Genomic DNA, 16,598 nt, shown 5'->3' with positions numbered 1-16,598 from the left:
TTATTCACTTTTTGAAAGATATTCGTACTAATTTAGGTCTGGTCGCAACAACTGCTAAGAAGACCGCTATTACTGACACTATTATGGCTGAAACTGATGCTTTAAAAAGCCAAAATGAAGTGCTTGAAACCAACAAGGAATTGAGCAATGAAAGCACCCTTGGTTCAGTGACTGGTAGTACTGAAAAGTTAGAACAGGAAGCGAACGAAGTCGGTGAAGTAGCAACGGCCACAGAAACCGCAACGACTAAAACCACCCTTTGGGGACGAGCCCTAACTAAGTTAAAGGGTGGTTGGACCAAATTAGCACCGTTGGCGATTAAGGTAGTCAGTAAAATTGTAACTGTAGCTGGCGCTGCACTCTCAGCATGGGATCTCGGTAAGTCGATTGCCCAAGCAGTTAATAAGCCCACGACGACCAACAAAGTTAAAGTTGCCTCTAAGACCCTAGGCACAGTTATCGGCGGCGTGCTTGGTTCGTTTGGTGGCCCATGGGGAACTGTAATTGGGGCAACAATCGGGGAACAACTCGGGAGTACTAAAACAGCAAATAAAATCGTTGCCGGGTTGGGGAAATCGTTAAAACGTGCGCAAACCTATTACAAAGACCACAAAACGGTTGTTAATGCAGATGGCACCACTACGGTTAAACTAACCGTCGCAGGTGAAGCAAAAAAACAAATGGCTGCTTTAAAAAAGACTTTCAATAGTTTACCCACGGCTACTAAGTCTGCCGTTAAAAAAGCTAACAGCGAATTTAAAAAGCTAAATGTTAGTCGACTGAAATTGGGTGTTAGTTTAAATAAAAGTAGCTTAAAGAAGTCTTCCACCGCAATCATTAAAGCAGTTAATAGCCTTTATAAGGAGATTAAAAATAAAGCTAAAAACCATGCTAGCAGTGCTGCAAAAGAAGCCCAAAAGCTCTACAAGGCTGGCCTAATCAATAAGTCAGACTTGAAAAAAACCGAAAAGCTGATCAAGTCACATTACACAAGCACTACCAAGTCTGCTAAATCAGCCGCTCAAAAAATCAAAAAGATTACCAAATCTGAAACGAGAGATCTTGAAGAGAATACTAAAGAACGTGGTAAGGCAATTAACAAGGTTGAGAGTCACTATAGCGCTAAACGGGCCTCAATGGCTACTGAAGAAAAGAGTAATATTGCTAAAATTAAGCGAGGTCAAACGGTCACACTTGACGGGATTGAATATAGTGGACAAAAAGGCATTAATAAGATTCAAAAGGCTTATAGTGCTAAACGCCGAAAACTAAATTCAGATGAAGGTAAGGCTATCAATGCCAAAAGTGAGTCTTACAGTAAGACCCGGAAAGGCATTTATGCGGCCTATGCTAAAAGCTATGTTAATCAGGAAGAGAAGCTTGGAATTTCAATTTCTAAAACGCTCACTAGTAGTAGTAAAGCGCAAAAGGCTATTATGACCAAATTAAAAAGTGCTAAAGGTAAGATTAGCCAGGCCACTGCAGACAAGTTGATTGAAGATTCTTATCAGACCGCTAAAAAGAGTATAAAAAATGCCGATGACGATTATACGGCTGAAAAAGCTAAGGCTGAAAAGAAAAAGAACAGCTTGATTAAATATGCCAATGATACTTATACCGGCAATAGTGCCTATGCTGTGAAGATGCGTAAGAAACTAACTGACGAAGCCGATACTCAGTACAAAAATTCGGTTTCCGCTGCCAAACAAACGAAGACTGAAACGGAGGCACAAATTGCGGCGCAAGAAAAAGCCACTGTGAACACAGCCAAAAAGCAAGCTAAAGGTATTACTACACATGTGGTAAAGCAGGGGAATAATACTATTGAGGCCGCAGGAAAAGGTGCCAGTGGTTCGGCCAATATTTTTAGTGGCTTATTAAAGTGGTTAGGTAAAATTAAATGGTTGACGGGAGTCAATGAATCTAGTGGTGCTTTTAACCCTAATGTTTACAAAATTAGTGGTATGTCGTATGCACGCGGGACTGGTAATGGTACTGTCGGAAGATCAGGGATGGCGCTAGTTGGGGAACAGGGACCAGAACTGGCCTATAATGCAAATAAGGGCGTTTTCCGAATCTTAGGAGCAAATGGCGCCGAAGTTTCTAAAGTAGATGGTCATGAAAGTATTTTGAACGCAAAAGATACCGCTAAAGTCCTTAGTGGTGGCTATGGGAAAGATAAAGTATTGCCCGGCTTTGCGAGCGGAACTAGTACGCTTAGTAACTTTTTCAAGTCTATCACTAAAAATGCAACTAAATTGTACAAATCATTAAGCAAAACAGTTAAGGCAGCATTGAAACACCCAATCAAAACAGTTGAGTCGTTGCTGAAGGGAATTACCAGCATTAAGGTCCCCAACAAGGGCTGGGTAAGCGCTAAGACTTGGGAAAAAGGGTACAACGGCGTTGGCAAGTCAATCACCAAGAACGCTGAGAAAGTCTTCAAAAAACTAGCTTCAGCAGTTACTGGCGGTGACGCGAACAATCCTACCGGCTCAGGGGTTACCCGTTGGAAGCCGGTTATCAAAAAGGTTGCTGCAAACATGAATGTTGACCTAACTTCTAGTGGTATGTCAGCCGTGCTGAGCCGCATTAAACAAGAATCAAACGGTAGTCCTACCGTTGAAAATGATTGGGATTCGAATGCCAAAGCCGGGCACCCGTCCATTGGCTTGTTGCAGTACATTGAACCGACGTTCAAATCTTGGTTACCGACTAAGTCCGGCCACAAGTATCCTAGCAACATCAAACATGGTGCGTCTCAAATTGCGGCGCTGTTTAATGATTCGAGCTGGCTATCTGACATTAGTGTGTCTGGTGGCTGGGGCCCAACAGGTCACAAACGCTATGCTAACGGGGGCTTTAGCAACGTTGAAAAGCTTGCCCATATCTCTGAAGGCAACCAGCTAGAAGCAATCATTCCGATGAGTTCACAGAAGGGGAGCCGTGGGTATGAGCTACTTGGGCAAGTGGCCACGATGTTCGCTGCACGAGATAAGAATAAGTTGAGCGCGGCAACTAGCACGACGGCTACTGCAAGCAGTGGCACAACAGCGCTTACTTTACTTCAAAAAGTGGTAGATGGCCTTGATAATCTGTACACTGCGCAATATGATACAGCGCTGACTAAGAACGACATTTACAAGATTAACAAGAGTGTATCTAAGAAACAGACTAGAATTAAAAACTTTGCAACCGATTAGGAGGGGTGATCTTTGGAACTAACAAGCAGTGATTTCCAGTCTAATAACATCTTGAGTATTGGGACTTTAACCAATTACGATATGGGGTTCTTGGTAAATAAGTTTACCCGTAACTTTGTGCCGGACATCACTGAAAATACACAGACAATTCCTGGCCGCGTAGGGCTGGGCTATATGCCTAACTCCTACGGCGGGCTTCAGCTCACGGCTGAGTGCACTATTATTGCGGACAAGTCTGATGACGTCTATCAGATCATGCGTGATATTAGTGAAGGGCTTTGGAGCGATAAAGCAGGTGAAGAAGAACAGGCTATTACTTGGTCAGGCGATAACAACGATGGCCTGATTGTTTATTTTGGCCACGTGACAGATGTATCCACGCCTGCCTGGACTGATGAAGCCAGCTATTATATGGCCACCTTCACAATTACGTTTAAATGTAGTGATCCTCACGGCTTTGGTGCCCAGCACTGGGTTTATCCGCGTTACTATACTTCAGGTGAGCTGCTACAGCTCAATGCTGACGCCTTGGACATCAAGACGGTGGCCTCAAGTAATTATCTTGAAGATACCATGAATGAAGTCGGCGATGACACGGACACGCAGCGGGACTACGGCAGTGATGACTATGCTGAAGGCACAGCAGTGGAAAGTGCCAGCGTTGCAGATGACTTCATCACAGACGCCCAGGGTGGTGACGTACAGCTTCAATTTGACTACATCATTGACGCACCATCAACAACAGCAGTCACATCTGGTGACGCTACAGGGGGCGCAACGGCAACAACCTCAGTAGGTTCAACCAGTGAAGTGTATGCCACGTTTACAGTGACATATTCAGACGGCTCAACCCAGGACGTGACGGCGACAATTACAATTGATAGTCCTGACGGTACCAGCACATATTCAGGGACAGCGACAGGGACAGCAACACTCTCAAGCACGCTGTCAATTGCCAGCGTTTCTGATTGCTCTTTGTACATTAACTTGTTTGCTGAACGGGTCACTCTGAGCGGCCTGCAGTTGATGATTCAGGCGCAGCCTACGGCCACCCACTTTAATTGCTCATGGAATAGCGCCGCAGATAGTGTGGCTAACACGTTCGATGTTCAATTAGCGGAGTATGATAGTAGTGGGGCGCTTGTCACCACTAATACCATTGCAACGGTCACGCCTGACGCTGATGACACTGATGAGTATGGTAATTATGAAGGCACGGTTGATACAGATTTTTCTTGGCCAACTTTAAATAGTGCCACTGAAAGCCTGTACTTATATCTATCGCAAGGTAACACCGACACTATCACCATTGACAGCTTCAAATTTTATGCCACGAACTCAGACGCTACGATCACGACATTATTTGATGACGCCGACACTGCTTACAATACCCAGTTTATCTTGACTGATAGCACAACAGTTAAAGTAACACCCAAAGGGAACGCAACGACGGAACCCGTATTCACTGTAGTGCCAACTGAAAGCATTAACCGTGCAGGCATTGTCTATGATGATGCTTATAACAGTAAGCAGTCATACAGCTATGTGGGTGAAGACGTTGACACTGAAGACGGCACTGAAGCGGCCACCGGTGATACGTTGATTTTGCACGACCCGATGGATACGAGAAATCGTTGGAGCACCTTAACTAGCACATCGTTCGAGCTGGAAAATAGCTCTGTTGATGGGAAAATGGCGACTTTATCAACTAGCGGCTTTCGTGTCGCAACACATACGGCTAAAGTCTACAATTCTAGCGGTTCATATACGAACAAGAAGGTTGCTAACTTTGGGACAGCTAAGAACCACTCTTATACGGCTTTCTACGGGCCGGTTGTCATGCGAACTCTTTCAACTGCGCCTACTGATTGGCAAGTTGATTTACGCATGTCAATGCACGTTAAACAGTCCTATGCCAAAGGGAAAATTGAGTTCTATTTGCTTGATGAAGACGGCGCACGCCGTGGCAAAATTATGCTGAAAGATAGTAGTGATAGTGGCAAAGTGATGGCACAGCTTCAAATTGGCACGCACTCAGCTCATACAAATTTGTATGAAGGGTATGGCAAAACGGCCAAGGGGAAGACCAGCACCAAGACTATCAAATACTATGATAGCTCAACCACAAAGAAAACTGTGAAGAGCAAAGTACGCTACAGCGCTTCTAAAATCAAGTCATACAAGGCTACGTTGAAAAAGCTTGAGAATAAGAAGAAGCTGACCACGGCTCAAAAGAAACAACTCAAAAAGCTGAAGGCATTGTCTGCTGCAAATTGGTATTACACTACCACTAGCAGTAAGAGTGTGGCGCAAGCACAGACTGTAACGACACCAGCCAGCACTAGCACATCGTCATTCAGTGATTTTTATGGCTTGTTCAGAATCAGAAAAGTGGGTAACAAGTACACTTACAAGATTGAACAGCTTGACAGCACAACACATAAGACTAAAAAGAATGGTTTTTCAACAAGCGGTAGCAAGACACTTTCATCTAGCTACGCTTTTTCTTTGGCCAAAATTGCGATGCACACGGCCAAGATGAATATCAAAGGCTTAGATACCTATGACAGCACGTCTAAAGGCAACACCGTTTACTACAAAAATGACGTCATGTCGGGATATGATCTGAAGGTTTATCAAGCCGTTGACACGGAAGACGTGACCCCTATCGCTGACAGTGACAACACGCTTAAATTTGATTTTCAAGAGCACAAAATCTATAAGGATGACGCTGAATATATGGACAAGCTATCTATTGGTAGTTCTTGGCCCAGTCTGCAAGGCGGTGAAGAAACTGAGATCGCGATCTCACCAACGATCGCTACGGCAAACTGGGCGCTGACTTATAGACCAACTTACAAGTAAGGGAGGCTTGAGATGTATTATATTTTTAATAATGCGTTAGACAAGATCATCTCAACCGCAACGCCGGTGGGTGGCCATAGTCAAAGCGATTGGTTCGTGAACGACGAAATTCACACGGAAATCGCGTCTGAAGACTCCACCAGTGATGATGACACGTCTGTTAGTGAGATTCTGAACGGTAACTCTAAAGAATGGAATAGCTATGTAACGATGGACGTGCCACGTCCGTCTTCGCTGTATCCAATTATGGAAACCGGGGTGCACTTAGTTCATCAAAATGCAGACGGTTATCTTCACTGCTACCGGGTGTCTGAAGTAGAGGTTGACCGGTCAACTGGTTTGAAGAGTATTACAGCTTATGACTTGCTACTCTGGAATTTAAAGCACCTGGTGCCCGATTCAAAGACCATGGTGAACCCGACTTCTCAGGACGTGATGGAATATCTGCTGGGAGACTCAGACTTCACTATCAACGCTGATGAGTTTACTGGTGAGAGTGAAGATGACAGTGGGCGCACTAGTTATACAATTGACGGCACGTCGACAGCCAACTCACTGTTACAAACCGCCTTACAAGACTTTGACTTAGAGATTCGTTCCTACGTTGAAGTGAGTCAGGGTAAAGTGATCAATAAATATGTCGATATCGTTAGTGAGTTAGGTGATCAGAGCACGGGTAAACGGGTAGAATATCGGTTCAACGCTGAGAATATTCAGCGTGAAACGATTGACACCAGTTTGATTACTGCGCTGAAGCCACTTGGCGGCTCGGACGGCACCACGACAATTGCAGACGCAAACAGTGGTAGTGAATGGATTTATGACACCGCCGCAAATGATGACTATAACGCTGGTAATACCAACTATCTTGAAGGTGTGTCTTCTAACACTAATATCAGCACGGCCGCAGGGCTATTAACGTGGGGCAAGAAAGTGCTGGCTTACTATAATCACCCCCGTTCGAATTATACGGTGACTATTTCACCTGACTTTGTGGCCGCAATCGGTGATAGCGTGCGGGTGGTTGACCTGGAAGATGACCCGCAATTAGCTCTTGCTTCACGGGTAATTCAGCAAGTTGAGTCCGAGGCGACCCCAACCAGCAACCAAGTGACCTTAGGCGAATTTACAACGCTGGCCTTGGTTACGCCTAGCCTGATCAATTCGTTAGAAAGCAAGTTGAACACGAGCATTTCTGATTTGGTCAAGGCCGCATTGAGTGACAACACGGCTTTAGTGGCCACAATCCTACAGCCTGATGGCGCTGACTGGTCTTCTTCAGAATCGACTAAGCGGTTTATTGGTCACGTAGAGATTTATGGCACTGATGTTACCAGCTACTGTGAAGCGCCTGCCTTTGTATGGAATGTGTATAACAGTTCTGGTAGCGCTGATACCGACTTCTATACAACTCACCGCAATGACGGCTACTTACTTGAGCTGGCCAAAGATGAGCTCAGCAGTGGGTCTTTAACACTTAGCATTGATACTGACTACATCAGTGATACCAACGTGCTAGGAATGAATGAAGATAACGGCTCAAATTCGTTCAAATACAGCTTGAGTGACGGTTCAGATGATTCATACACTGGGAGTGTCAAGGCGTTTCAGTATGTACAACCTATTACTTCAGGAACGTATGAAGGCTACTACATTGCGTCAAGGGCATATAAGGACAGTCCTAGTACAACGGTATCTTTGTCAGTTACTCATGATTATGCAGTTGAATTTTTGCTATTGGATAGCAGTGGCACTTATCAATCATCAATGGTTATTGACGGTAGTCGGCATGGGGCCAACTTCGGCGTTCAAATTGTTAATGATCTACCGTACATCTGGACGCAAGTATATGATGATTCGAATTACTATATCAGCCGTGTGGAATATCAGGTGAACGCGATTGTAGCTGTCGATAAGCTGACTACGTACTACAAGAGTAGCCGACATATCACGTGCAATTATGACGCGACAAATAACATGGTGGGCATTCGCCTCACATATCTTGGCAAGCTATCGGTGATTGACGCAGATGAGCTAATGAATGGTAGCACGGATCTAAAATATTCTATCTTGATTACTGACTTTGGCTTTTCACTCACTGACCAGACCTTTCAATCGTTCACTGTATATGGCGACTATGTGTTTTGGAATTCAGGCAACGTTGACATGTCAGACAAACGCATGTTGTACTGCGCTAACCTCGTTACTAATTCGCTGGTATTCAGCTATGAGTGGGAATTAGTAGACATTGCCGCTAGCAATGATGTGTATGAGCCGGAAACAACCTATTATGATGGGACTGATTTATATGCGGGCTTCAACGTCAAAACTAGCAGCACTGCGACTAGCAAAGTGGAATACCTGCAACAATACCCGTTGACACTGCGTACTGACACTACGATTACCTTCAGTGCCGACGATGATTCTGAAGATGAAACAGAATAAATGAAAGGAAGTGAAAAGAATGGCAACGCTGGGAACGGTGTCAGTCTCAATCACCGATGCTAGTACCACTGCTGAGACCGCGCAAGCAACCGCAGACACAGCAAGCGCAGGTGTCACTAGCTTAAATACTAGTAGCATAATGTCAGTGATTGAAAAGCAACAGCTTGAGTATTCTTTGACCGTGGCCACAATTCAATATACGGCAATTGTCACCACAGCTAAAAGCAGTAGTATTAGTACAACGGCATTAACCACAGCTTACAACGCAATGAACACTTATGAATCAAGCCTATTAGCAGATTTGACGACTGCAAGCACGGTTGACCGTGATAACCTGACTACGTTGCAAAGTACATATAACACCGCTTATTCAAATGTTCAGACGCTGATCAATGACAGTTTTAGTAGCTCAATCAGTGAAGCCGCAGCTAGTGCAGCAACGGCAAGTACGGCTGCAAGCACCGCTTCAGCAGCCGCAAACAGTGCTGGTGTGGTTGGTAGCAGTGCTTCAAGTACAGCTTCAGTTGCTTCAGCGGCAGCAAGTCAAGCAAGCGCAGATTACACCACGCTTAGCACAGGAGTTTCAGACGGTTCATTAATTCACATCACAACCAAGACAACTATTGATGAAGCTGTCATTGGCACAGCAGAGTTAGCAGACGCTGCCATCACTAATGCAAAAATTGGTAGTGTATCTGCAAGCAAATTGACTGCGGGCACGATTGACTTCAGCACCATCACTGGTACAAATATCAACGCTACCAATATCACCACAGGGACACTAGATGTAGCACGCTTGAATGTCGGTAGTTTATCAGCCTTGTCTGCTGATCTAGGGACAGTGACCAGCGGCACGATTAAAGGTAATACAATCACCGGTGGCACAATCAGTGGGGCTACAGTTTCTGGTAATACAATTACCGGTGGCACGATCAGCGGTACTGCAATCACGGGTACAGTCATCAATGGTGGCACGATTAACAGCGGTGTGATCAACAGCGGGACTAAGAGCACTAGCAGCTATAACACCAGCGGCTATTACCCACTCACTATTAATGCTAGTGGCGTGTACACATCTACTATGTTTGACAGTAGTGTGGGTTTGCAAGCCGCAATTAATCAAGCGTCACTCACAACAAGTGTAAGATACTTTACTGCTTCAAGTGACGGCACATATTATGCAAATGAAGCTTCACTGAGCAATGGCCAACTGACACTTACTGACGGTTATACAGCAGCTTCAGATAACACATTTTCAAGTGGTATTACTGCTACTGGGAGTGTCGATCTTAGCTCTGTGTATGGCATTAACTTGTATGGCAACACGCAGACAATCACTTTTAACGGCTTACTATCCGACACGAATAAAGGCATTACTTTTACAGCGTATGGCAACATTAAGGGGAATGCTAATCAGGGGACCTGGATCTTAGAAGACAATAATAGTAGTACCACGGCTAGTTTTGGAATCGACACGAGCACCAGTAACCCGATTACATTTAACCGCGAGCTCTGGGTTAGCAATATGGGCTTAGGCATAGCCCATCAAGTTCGGTCTAAAGACGGTGGCGGCATTTATTTTACTGATGACAGTTCGAACCGTGTAGACACTTACCACAAGAACATTTATTATTCAGGCTCATCTTCAAAATCATTGCTCTCTGAGAAGACTAATGTGACGGCCGCTGACGTTAATTACTGGTCAAACCTTGCTATGAGCGTTGATCTGGCCACGTACAATTATGATACAGATGATTACACTGACCCGTTGCGCTTATCAGGGATTATTGATGACGTAAATGCAACAAAAGAATGGACTTTGCCTGAAGCGTTCTATGCCCGTGATGAAGACGGCAACATAGTTGGTATTGATAACGGTGTTCTTTTGAACGCTGTACTAGCTTTATCGCAGGAACAGGCAAAGCAAATTGACGAATTAAACACTAACGTTTTAGCTATGGAGGCAAAAATCAATGGATAGTTTATTAATCACGAATTACAAACCCGACTACAACAACAACATTATGACCATCTCTTTCACTATTAAGAGCCTTGCAATTAGTTCAGAAAGCACGATTTCAATGGACGACTTCAACACAGCCATTGCTAGCGGCGTTGAAGCTATTAAGGAGCTGGTTCTGAACAGCTTAATTACTGCGCTCAGCGCAATGTTGCCTGATGACACAACGACTACTACAACTGAAGCGGTGAGTGCTGATACTACGACAACCACTACCGAAGCGACGACTGACGATACAACGACTGAAACCACTACTGAAGGGGCGACTGAATGATGCAAATTGACGGACAAGCATTAGTTGATAAGATGCGTCAGAATTTCGCACAAAAGATCGCAATTAGCGAGCAAGAAATTGCAATGCTTCAAGTTCAGAATGACAATCTGCAACATGAACTAAACACGTTGAAAGGGAAGAAGGATAAATAATTGAACGTTAGAAAGTTAATTAAGGGCGGGCTGCTGATGGTGGCCGCGCTTTTCTTTTTGGTTGGCGCCAAGGTTACTGCAAGTGCTGCAACACAGCCTGTGCTTGACCTGTCCGAGTGGCAGGGGACTATTACAGCCAGCCAAGCTAAATTGTTGAAGGGTGAGGTTAAAGGGGTCATTTTACGAGTGCAATATGGCTCTAATTACGCCGATAAAACTTTCGTACATAACGTTAAGGTTCTAAAAACTGCGGGTGTTAAATACGGTGTTTACTCATTTAGCCAGTATGTCAGCGCTAGTGACGCGAAGCAAGAAGCTAAGGATTTCTATAACCGAGCCAAAGCTTACGCACCACAATTCTATGTGAATGACGCCGAAACAAATACGGTCACAAGCGGCACTTATGCCGCTGCCACCAAGGCCTGGGCTACAGAAATGCAGTCGCTAACTGGTAAGAAGGTTTATTTATACAGCTACCGCAGTTTCTATACTACTAATATTAAGACCAAATCTGGTTACGATGGCTTTTGGTTGGCTGCTTATCAAAGTAGCACACCTAGTGGTGCTGATTACCAATTATGGCAGTATTCCGATAGCCTTTATAATACGGCCTTAAAGCAATCAACTGATGCTTCCAAATTTATTGGGACTAATAATTGGTTTGGCGACACCATTGATAAATCTAAATATCCAAATGGTGGCCACGTTCTAGGTGAGGTAGTGCGTGTTAAGGTCGGAACTAAGTTCTATGGCGCGAAAACAAAGATTGCAACAGCACTAACTAACATTGATTTGCGTGTCCGGGCAATCAAAACGATTTATACCGGCACGTCTAACCAAGTGCTAACCATCTACAATGGGAAGACGGTTATTGGGCAAATCCGAGCACAAGATGTCCGGACGGCTTACTATTCCAATCCAGATATTAAAAAAGTGAAAGTGATTAAAAGTAATGGGATTTGGACTTATAAAAATGGCAAGGCTCAAAATCATATCAGCAAGGGAACCGTTCTTAATGTTAGTGGTTATACTACTTGGAATGGGTATCGGCGGTTTGTACATGCGGGGCATGGTACTAATATCACGTCCAACAAGGCCAATATTAAGGTAGTGAAGTAAATGGCACAGGGCGATATTAGTGATGAAACCCGTTTATTAATGGAGATTAAAGAAAATTTAGGCCGTCTAAACCAGAAATTTGACGATATGGGAAGCATTGATGAAAAGGTCAACCAAGCGTTAGCTTCTAGTAATGAAAACAGTCGTCGAATTGATCGACTAACAACGATTCAGAATTGGCTGATTAGTGTATTGGTGGGCGGTGGGTTAATAACCTTATTAATTTACATTGCAGAAAAATTCATTTAGGAGAGACATTAATGACAAAAATCAAAAAAGTAGTAACCAAATTCTTTCAGACCATTGCGGCAACTTTTAAGGCTAACTACACTAAAGCTTCTTATTGGGCCCAAATCATTGGTTCAGTATTAGTGATTGGACTGGCTGTCGCCACGGTGTTTTTTAACGTTAGTATTGATACCAATACGGTTTTATTGATCATTACCGGCGTCGGAGCACTATTAGCGTTTTGGGGCGTGATTACGGATAATTCTATTTTGGAAGATACCGGCAACACGATCAAGGCCAAGTCGAACGCGTTAGCTTCTACGGAACAAACGGTCGTGGAAGCCTTGGCGGAAGCTCAAGCTAAGATTGAAGCAGCTAACTCAGCAGCGGCTAGTCAAGCTGAAGCCCAAGCATCACAGGCAGTAGTGGCGGCGTATAGTCAAGCAGCTAGTGCGGCGGCAGTTGGTGACACGGCCACGGCTAGTTCAGCAGCCACTTTAGCGTCATCGCTAGCGGCTAATTTGGATAGCAATGCGCAATCAGATGCCGAAACGACGTCAGAATCCGCCTCACAAGCAGGCGAAAAGTAGTATAATTAAATATTGAATTTGCTAATCCCCTGCGTTTCGGCGTGGGGGATTTTTTTAACGAAAAAATGTACAATAAAAAGGACCAGTCAAGACTGACCCAATGTTTAAATAAAATAGGTGTTCTACTCCCTAGGAATTAAGAAGGGAGAAATAAGGATTATACTTCAAATGGGATAATTATCACAAGGATTTATTAATATGCTTGCATAGACCACTTTCGGTATTGTAATATAAACTGACCAGCGTTATTATGTCCTTTGTCCTGTTATTAGTATCATGGCTTTCAAATCCCTCCAAGATTGTCAGTTAATGATACCAGAGGTGATGAGGATAATCTTCTGCTTTGATGGGCGGAAGATTTTTTTATGTATTACCCGCCTAGGAATTTTGGTGCACATTTGGTGCACATCGTGAAATGAAACGCTACTATGTCAGTACCTAACTACCGTATACTACTCCGGATGGGGTCATATGAATATTAATTAAATCGTTTCGTACCAACGTAAAACGTTGATATGAAACGGTTTTTGTTAATGAATGACATTGCGGAATACTCTCTGTTTGATATGGAGCAAGCAGTTAGCAAAAAAGCAGTGGCGGCAATCCATATAGTACAGCTTTGAGTCTCAATGATAATAGGTACACAGCGGCATTGATTAATTCACAAACGAATGGCACTTTACCACCGACTAAAGCCGCGTCTTTGCTTGGAATAAGTACGAAGATGCTAGGTAAAACTATCAGTATTTTCAATGAACGTGAGGTCGGGTTATGAGTGGATATCTTTTTGATTCTAACTTGCAAAATTCGGGGACGTTACACCAGGGTAACAGGCAGTAATAATAAAGATAGTTCAAGACAAGCAATCAGTCAGCGCTGGTTGTTTTTTCGTGTGCATGTCAATGAGCTTAATCGTAATCATGCGTTACAATAATATTGATAGAAGACGAACGGAAAGGAATTGCCATGCCACGTTATCGACATTCACATTTATTTCAGTTACGTGAAATTGCGTTAGGGTTAACTTTTATTGGTGGGTTCATTGATGCTTACACGTTTGGCCAGCGGGGCGGTGTTTTAGCGGCTGGGCAAACGGGGAATATTATCTTTTTGAGCGTCAACATTGCGCAACGCGATTATTTAGGCGTCTTGACTAAAGGACTGACTATCTTATTTTTCATCATTGGGATTGCACTCGTAGGCGTTTTAAAGCGGACGCTGGGCGCCCACACGCATTATTGGCGCGTAACGACCTTGATTGCGGAATTAGTGATTTGCATCTTAGTCGGTTGGTTACCAAAAAATATTTCCAATATGATTGTGTCACCACCGCTGGCGTTAGTGATGGCGATGCAAACCGCGGCGTTTAGCCATATTGAGGGGCACGGTTATAATAATGTGTTCTCCACCGGAAATTTGAAGAATGCCACGATTGCTTTTACGAATTATAGTTTGACCCATGACCACAGCGAGCTAACCACGGCGATTATTTATGGCACGCTGGTGTTGAGCTTTGCCGGTGGGGCAGTGGTTTCCGCATTACTGCAACCGCACTTCGCCGCGCAGACTATTTGGTTAGTCGCGGGACCGCTGTTATTAGTCGCTGGGTATTATATAACGTTGTTGCACCAACGCGCGATTGAAACGGATTAGAGTTGTTAGCCACTGTGCAGCAACTCTTTTTTACTGGAATAAACATATTGTTGCAATCAGATGTTACAATATGTTTATCAATGCAACAATAAATGGTGGTGAACAAGATGCTTAAAGAGACCAAGTTGACGCGGATAATTGACGATTTACCGGTTGCGGTAAAGTTAATCAAAAAGTTATCTGCATCTGAAATAGCAATTTCGCAGAACGAGCAAAAAAATGCGGAGTTATATATTGCCGAGGTGATGCAGCAACGGATTATTTTGATTAGCTACGCGGGTTCACATTTTAAGTGGTTATATGGGAGATTGGTGACAAGTGCGACGCTAGCAAACTTACCAGTGGTACTGCTATTGCCACAACTTGAAAGTCGTATAAAACGGCAATTTCTGTTGAATAACCAGTCCTTTATCACGTATAATGGCGAAACCTTTTTACCTTGCTTGGGGATTCGACTATTTGCGACGCCGAGCGCGCCCAGATTACAGCCAGACTTTACTTACGGTGCCCAACGTTTAGCGTTAGTCATTTTATTAGCGCAGTTAGCCTTTGAAAATGAATTGACGGGGACCACTAACTGGCTATCAGCGTTCAGTCGGCGCGAAGGGTTATTACTAATCGAGAGCAGTCAAAAGTTTGTCAATATTTTGGGACCGGCAGTTGGCATGAATAATCGCTCGGCTTTTAAGCGTGCCATGGATGTGCTAGTCGCTAACGAAATGGTTCAAGTTGCCGGCACAACGCGTAATCGGCAGTATTACTGCCAATTGGCTAGTCAGCAGTTTTGGTCAAATTTGTCAGTGAAGATGATTACGCCATTCACGAGTCGACGAACGTATTATTTACAAATTTTCCCCGAGCAGTTAGTACCTGAAAATGTTCTGACAAGTGGTTTTACGGCTTTGTCTCAACTGACCTTAATTGGTGATAATCCGTATGTGACTAGTGCAACGGATTTGTCGGCGATGGCCAATGTAACGAAGCAACGACTGGTGCCAGGACAAAAATATTGTCTACAAGTTGCAGCGTATCCGGTGGCAATATTTGCATCACTTTATCGGCAAATCAATCATCAGTACCCGGAACACTTGTTGGATCCGTTCCATTTATATATCAGTTTACAAAATGAAATGGATGAACGGGTTCAAGATGAGCTGGCGGAGCTGATTGATCAAATTTGGGAGGAATAGGGTGATTTATCAACAATTTTTTGATTGGTTCCATGATTTCGAGAATAGTTATGTAGTGATTGGTGGCAATGCGGCCGCAATCTTATTGGCAAATGATCAACAATAGTTCCGACATACGCAAGATTATGATATCGTTGTTATTTTTGAGCATACATCAGCGGCATTTGCGACTTGTTTTATGGCCTTTGTAAATGAATATCATTATGAATTGGCCGATTATGGAGTCGGAGTAGTTCAGCAGAAAGTGTATTATCGATTTCAATTACCTAAGCTAGAAATTAATACAAGACCGATTGTACCACGTCAAATTGAATTGTTTTCACGTCTGCCAATTAATTATCAGTTGAAATTTGAAACTGCAACCACGCCCTTGCATTTTGACAATGGTCCAAGTTTATCAGCAATCATTTTGGATGATAGTTACTATGAATTGTTGAAAAATAATGTACAGCACTTAAATCAAATGCCCATTCTGAATGCGGCAGCCTTGATTTTTTTCAAAGCCAATGCCCATTTAGATATCATTGCTAGGCAGGCGGCAGGTCAAAAAATTAAGCATCGAGCAGATACGAGCAAGCACTTTAAAGATGTTTGCCGATTGACTAGTTTGTTACCAGTGAATGGATTTGATCCGTTAGCAGTGCCAAAAGATTGTCAACATGATTTACAGCACTTTATTATGTTATTAGTGAAAGAAGATGCGATGATTTTTAAACGGCGTTTCCGAGCTAATCGTGATTTTAATTTAACCCAAGCTGAAGTTGTTACAAACTTGCGAGGTTTGCTACCATAAAAATTAAACATACTAGGTAGATTGTAAAATTAATCCGAACGCTGTTCGGACAAAAAAGATCAGCTT

At 43.6% G+C, this 16,598-nt stretch carries 12 protein-coding genes; all 12 read left to right on the top strand.

Annotation, left to right across the window (positions count from 1 at the left end):
- Nucleotides 1-83 precede the first annotated feature (83 nt).
- Nucleotides 84-3,203: a hypothetical protein gene (locus tag DY78_RS04620; RefSeq protein WP_235810635.1), complete on the top strand. Its 3,120-nt coding sequence runs from the start codon at nucleotides 84-86 to the stop codon at nucleotides 3,201-3,203.
- Between the two features lie 12 nt (nucleotides 3,204-3,215).
- Entirely contained in the window at nucleotides 3,216-6,068 is a 2,853-nt protein-coding gene (locus DY78_RS04615) for a phage tail domain-containing protein (protein ID WP_024624368.1), read from the top strand.
- Nucleotides 6,069-6,080: 12 nt separating this feature from the next.
- The gene (locus DY78_RS04610; protein ID WP_024624367.1) at nucleotides 6,081-8,513 is read left to right on the top strand and encodes a phage tail spike protein; all 2,433 of its coding nucleotides are present in this window, start codon (nucleotides 6,081-6,083) and stop codon (nucleotides 8,511-8,513) included.
- A 19-nt stretch (nucleotides 8,514-8,532) separates the two neighbouring features.
- Nucleotides 8,533-10,494, top strand: coding sequence for an autotransporter outer membrane beta-barrel domain-containing protein (locus DY78_RS04605; protein WP_024624366.1), 1,962 nt, complete (start codon nucleotides 8,533-8,535; stop codon nucleotides 10,492-10,494).
- The gene (locus tag DY78_RS04600) at nucleotides 10,487-10,807 is read left to right on the top strand and encodes a hypothetical protein (RefSeq protein ID WP_024624365.1); all 321 of its coding nucleotides are present in this window, start codon (nucleotides 10,487-10,489) and stop codon (nucleotides 10,805-10,807) included. Before DY78_RS04605 ends, DY78_RS04600 begins: the two co-directional genes overlap by 8 nt.
- The gene (locus DY78_RS16015) at nucleotides 10,804-10,959 is read left to right on the top strand and encodes a hypothetical protein (protein ID WP_156404103.1); all 156 of its coding nucleotides are present in this window, start codon (nucleotides 10,804-10,806) and stop codon (nucleotides 10,957-10,959) included. Before DY78_RS04600 ends, DY78_RS16015 begins: the two co-directional genes overlap by 4 nt.
- Complete coding sequence (locus tag DY78_RS04595) at nucleotides 10,960-12,078, top strand: GH25 family lysozyme (protein ID WP_024624364.1); 1,119 nt, start codon at nucleotides 10,960-10,962, stop codon at nucleotides 12,076-12,078.
- Nucleotides 12,079-12,327 carry a hemolysin XhlA family protein gene (locus tag DY78_RS04590; protein ID WP_024624363.1) on the top strand — a complete coding sequence of 83 codons (249 nt, stop codon included), beginning with the start codon at nucleotides 12,079-12,081 and terminating at the stop codon, nucleotides 12,325-12,327. It begins immediately after the preceding gene.
- Nucleotides 12,328-12,338: 11 nt separating this feature from the next.
- Nucleotides 12,339-12,896, top strand: a complete 558-nt coding sequence (locus DY78_RS04585; protein WP_056993499.1) for a hypothetical protein — start codon at nucleotides 12,339-12,341, stop codon at nucleotides 12,894-12,896.
- 966 nt (nucleotides 12,897-13,862) lie between these two features.
- Entirely contained in the window at nucleotides 13,863-14,549 is a 687-nt protein-coding gene (locus tag DY78_RS04580; RefSeq protein ID WP_024626278.1) for a YoaK family protein, read from the top strand.
- Between the two features lie 107 nt (nucleotides 14,550-14,656).
- Entirely contained in the window at nucleotides 14,657-15,739 is a 1,083-nt protein-coding gene (locus DY78_RS04575; protein WP_024626277.1) for a hypothetical protein, read from the top strand.
- Between the two features lie 178 nt (nucleotides 15,740-15,917).
- On the top strand, nucleotides 15,918-16,532 hold the full coding sequence (locus DY78_RS04570) for a hypothetical protein (protein ID WP_235810634.1): 615 nt from the start codon (nucleotides 15,918-15,920) through the stop codon (nucleotides 16,530-16,532).
- The last annotated feature ends 66 nt before the right edge of the window (nucleotides 16,533-16,598 follow it).

Source organism: Lactiplantibacillus fabifermentans DSM 21115, assembly GCF_000498955.2.
GTDB lineage: Bacteria > Bacillota > Bacilli > Lactobacillales > Lactobacillaceae > Lactiplantibacillus > Lactiplantibacillus fabifermentans.
Note: the sequence above shows the minus strand (reverse complement) of the source record. Positions and strands in the feature narration are given on the sequence as shown.

Bases quoted from the DNA above. Each gene is read 5' to 3' on its own strand.
- DY78_RS04580 (WP_024626278.1), top strand. From the start codon at position 13,863: ATGCCACGTTATCGACATTCACATTTATTTCAGTTACGTGAAATTGCG.
- DY78_RS04605 (WP_024624366.1), top strand. From the start codon at position 8,533: ATGGCAACGCTGGGAACGGTGTCAGTCTCAATCACCGATGCTAGTACC.
- DY78_RS04610 (WP_024624367.1), top strand. From the start codon at position 6,081: ATGTATTATATTTTTAATAATGCGTTAGACAAGATCATCTCAACCGCA.
- DY78_RS04575 (WP_024626277.1), top strand. From the start codon at position 14,657: ATGCTTAAAGAGACCAAGTTGACGCGGATAATTGACGATTTACCGGTT.
- DY78_RS04570 (WP_235810634.1), top strand. From the start codon at position 15,918: ATGGCCTTTGTAAATGAATATCATTATGAATTGGCCGATTATGGAGTC.
- DY78_RS04590 (WP_024624363.1), top strand. From the start codon at position 12,079: ATGGCACAGGGCGATATTAGTGATGAAACCCGTTTATTAATGGAGATT.
- DY78_RS16015 (WP_156404103.1), top strand. From the start codon at position 10,804: ATGATGCAAATTGACGGACAAGCATTAGTTGATAAGATGCGTCAGAAT.
- DY78_RS04620 (WP_235810635.1), top strand. From the start codon at position 84: ATGGCTGAAACTGATGCTTTAAAAAGCCAAAATGAAGTGCTTGAAACC.
- DY78_RS04600 (WP_024624365.1), top strand. From the start codon at position 10,487: ATGGATAGTTTATTAATCACGAATTACAAACCCGACTACAACAACAAC.
- DY78_RS04585 (WP_056993499.1), top strand. From the start codon at position 12,339: ATGACAAAAATCAAAAAAGTAGTAACCAAATTCTTTCAGACCATTGCG.